Origin of the sequence: Dolichospermum sp. LEGE 00246, from assembly GCF_015207865.1 — a bacterium.
GTDB classification, from domain to species: Bacteria; Cyanobacteriota; Cyanobacteriia; order Cyanobacteriales; family Nostocaceae; genus Dolichospermum; species Dolichospermum heterosporum.
Map to the genome: position 1 here is coordinate 1 of NZ_JADEWA010000491.1, position 3976 is coordinate 3976.

The 3976-nt window shown below is 35.8% G+C and carries 3 protein-coding genes and 1 pseudogene; 1 reads left to right on the forward strand and 3 read right to left on the reverse strand.

Translation table 11 applies throughout. From position 1 onward, the window contains the following. The 3 genes and pseudogenes from hypF to IQ228_RS22735 all read right to left on the reverse strand — a co-directional run. On the reverse strand, nt 1-1993 hold a 1993-nt coding region (hypF, locus tag IQ228_RS22725), incomplete at its 3' end, for a carbamoyltransferase HypF (RefSeq protein WP_193964529.1). Between the two features lie 39 nt (nt 1994-2032). Further along, complete coding sequence (locus IQ228_RS22730; RefSeq protein ID WP_193964531.1) at nt 2033-3193, reverse strand: hypothetical protein; 1161 nt, start codon at nt 3191-3193, stop codon at nt 2033-2035. Nucleotides 3194-3232: 39 nt separating this feature from the next. Next, a pseudogene (locus IQ228_RS22735) lies at nt 3233-3421 on the reverse strand (type ISP restriction/modification enzyme); the annotation flags it as partial. Nucleotides 3422-3585: 164 nt separating this feature from the next. Between IQ228_RS22735 and IQ228_RS22740 the strand changes: the two are divergent. Continuing rightward, nucleotides 3586-3976, forward strand: a 391-nt coding sequence (locus IQ228_RS22740) for a DUF29 domain-containing protein (protein ID WP_193964533.1), incomplete at its 3' end; no start/stop codon positions are given.

Genomic DNA, 3976 nt, shown 5'->3' on the forward strand with positions numbered 1-3976 from the left:
AGACAGAATTTAGACTTTCTTCATCATTGTTTAAAATATTGACATCAGCTATTGTTTCCATTTCTATTGCTGCTTGTCCTTCATAGCTACATTGTTCTCGACAAATACCTATTGCGGCTGCAACTGCATCAAATAATCTGCCTACTGATGATGTTAAGGGTGAATTAATACCTTTTTCTATGATTTGGTTGAGTAGTTTTGGGTTGTTAGTTTCTAAAAATTTGATGATTTCTAAATCACTGTACTTTTCTTTGATTTCTTCCCAAGTAAAAGCATTAATTAATTGAGAGTATGTATTTCTCCAAGGTTGATAAATTGCCTGTTTTCCTCCTATCATTGCCATTGGTGTAAATGTAGCTAATCTTTGAAAGTTACAATAATCTGCTAGTAAAAATTCTCCTCCCCACAGTGTACCATCTTCACCATATCCTAACCCATCAAAAGCTATTCCTAAAATGGGTTTTGTATCTAAGGAGATTTGATTTTCTGCCATACAGGCAGCTATATGGGCATGATGATGTTGAATTTCTTCTAATTTAATGTTATTATTTTCTGCTAGTTCTTTGCCAAGTTTAGAAGATAAATACTCTGGATGTTTATCAATAGCAATTATCTCTGGTTGATGTTGAAATAAATTCAGATATAAATTCAATGTTTCTTGATAAGCATTAAAAGCAGCCGCATTTTCTAAATCTCCTAAATGTTGTGATAAAATTGCCTCACTTTCTTGTAATAAGCAAAAGGTGTTTTTTAACTCACTACCCATTGCTAAAATAGGCGGTATATTTTTAAAACCTGGAGGTAAAAGAATTGGTGCTGGTGCATATCCTCTAGCGCGTCTGAGGGTTTGAATTTGATTATCAATAACTCGCACTACAGAATCATCTACTCTATTAACAATATCACGATTATGTAAAAGAAAATAATCAGCTATTTTGGATAATTTATCTTTTGCATCTTCATTATCTATACATTGTGGTTGATCAGAAATATTACCGCTAGTTAAGACTATTGGTACTTTCATTCTTCTGAGAATTAAATGATGTAACGGTGTATAAGGTAGCATAAAACCAAGAGTATTTTGCCCTGGGGCTATAGAAGATGCTAATTTACTCTGATCTTTAATATTTAATAAAACTATTGGTGCAGCAGAACTTGTTAACAATTCCTTTTCTAAATCATTAACATAGCAATATTCAGAAATAATATTAATATCTCTTGCCATTAAAGCCAAAGGTTTATGACAACGAATTTTACGATTTCTGAGTTTTGAAACTGCATTTTCTAAAGTGGCATCGCCAGCTAAATGGAAACCACCTAAACCTTTAATAGCAACAATTTCACCCTTTTGTAATAACGTACAAACAGCATCCACATCATCCAACATGGAAAACATATCAGAAATCACAGGTTTATCGTCAGTCCTTTCTAACCATGCACGAGGTCCACATACAAAACAAGCCACAGGTTGGGCATGAAACCGACGATTTTCTACATCTTGATATTCCTTTTCACATTCCTGGCACATTGGAAAATTCACCATGCTAGTATTATTTCTATCGTAGGGAATAGCGCGAATAATACTTAACCTTGGACCACAATGAGTACAATTAGTAAAAGGATAACGAAAATAACGACTAAAAGGATCAAAAATCTCCCTTTGACATTGGGGACAACTTGCCGCGTCAGGAGAAATCTCAGTTTTCACCACACTATTAACACTACGAGAAATCACAAAAGTATTAAAATCAAACTCCCCTAAATATGGACTTCTAATCAACTCCTTAATTCTTGCCAAAGGAGGACATTCTTGATATAGTTTATTGACAAACTCCGTTATTTCTTCCTCACCACCAGAAACACGAATTAACACCCCTTTCCCATCATTACAAACATCACCCTTTAACCCAAAAACCTTCGCCAAACGATACACAGTAGGACGAAAACCCACACCTTGTACAGTCCCACAAACCCGAATTTCCTCTATTCTCATCCTTCCTCCTCTGCGCCTCTGCGTCTCTGCGTGAAATAATCAAAACTTGCAAATCAAAACGCGATTATTCCCAGAATCAGCAACCACCGCAGTTTCCCCACAAACCTTAATTCCATAACACCAATTTAAACTTTGTCTTGTTGGTAGTCCAAAATTCCGATTTTCGCTTTTATTTGTAAAGTTATCTTGTCCCATCACACCATCAGCGATCGCACCCTGCAATAATAAAATAGATGCTTGTTTATTCCATCCTAGCAACCGGGAATTAGCTGTATCAGCAACTATTAACCAATCCCCCGCAACATCTACCCCATAGGGCATACTTAAACTACTTGCACTAGGAAAATAAACACCTTGATTTAATTCCACAAAATTGAAGTTTTTTTGTCCTAAAACCACCGCACAAGGGGCATTATTTTCTGTTGGTGTTCCTTCCCAAATCATTACCCGGTTATTACCTGCATCAGCAACAACTAAATTATCATCCCAAAGGGTGATATCATGACACCAACGCATACTGGCGGCGGTGGGAGAACCACCCCCATTTTCATTGCGTGATATCATATCCGGTTGTCCCAAAACTATATCCGCAGGTTGTCCATTTTCTGTGGGTAATTGATTCCAAATTAATAACCGACGATTTCCGGTATCAGCTACAAATAACTTACCTTGATGATAAAAAATACCATAAGGCCAATGTAACGTATTAGCCGCAGGTTGTTGATTACCTCGATTTGGTTCATTATCAATAAAGTTAGTTTGTCCTAATACCAAATCTGCGGGAACATGACTATCTTCTGGTATATTGTACCAGATTAAAATGCGGTGATTCCAAGCATCGGCAACAGCTAAACCATTACCACATTTACAAATACCTGTAGGGACACTAAGTGTAGATTTTCCTGGTGTACCCTTAGCATTTTGTCCTTCATGAAAAAAGTCAGTTTGTCCTATTACCCAGTCCGCGGGTTGATGATCTTTTGTGGGTAAATTTTGCCACCCTAATAAACGATGATGTCCTGTATCTGATACCCATAATGGTCCTGTTGGTGATAATAAACAAGCTGCACGGGGTCCAAACATTGTTGTAGGAGTGGGTGCAAGGGGAACTACTAATTGTTCTGGTGTAATATTGTTTCCTAATATTATTTTTGCACCATGAGGAGAGAGAGGTAAATAGGAGATATTTTGGGTTTTCAATGTAGATAGGAAATTAATATTGGTTAATATTACCAGTTTTTACTCTATGGGAAAACCTGGAACAATTATATCAATTTCCTGCATTATTCGTAAAGTTTCTGTTAAAGCAATGACAATTTTTTGATACCGGTTAATTTCCTCAGTAGATAATTCTCTCTTAGGATTTTTTCTATCTTTCAACCATTTATCTAATACTTGATATCCACCAATTTTAAATTCCCAGATATGTGAGGGAAAGTTGTAAGTAGGTTAGCATTGAAAATTGTCGATTATTATCCTCCTTCCCTGGCTCTGCCGGGGAATGCTATATTTAGCATCAATGTGAATTATGAAGAAAGAGACGCAATAGAATGATTTACTGATAGGATTATTGCAGGAGGTTAGAAATCATTATGACAACACATCAACCAACAGTCATTACCAATGATAATCTTTACGACCAAGATTTTTATCTGTGGATAGAAACAATATGTAAACAATTAAAAGCAGGGAAATTTGCAGAAATTGATTTAGCAAATCTGATAGAAGAAATTGAAAGCATGGGAAAAAGTGAAAAACGGGAGTTAAAGAGCCGTTTAATTGTGCTATTAATGCACTTACTAAAATGGCAATATCAACCTGAAAAACGTAGTGAAAGCTGGCGCAGTACGATTACAGAGCAACGTATTTGTATTGAATTATTATTAGAAGATAGTCCTAGTTTGCAACCTCTATTTATAGAAATATTTGCAGATTGTTATGAAAAAGCTCGGTTAAAAGCATCTGAAGAAACAGGAATTAAAT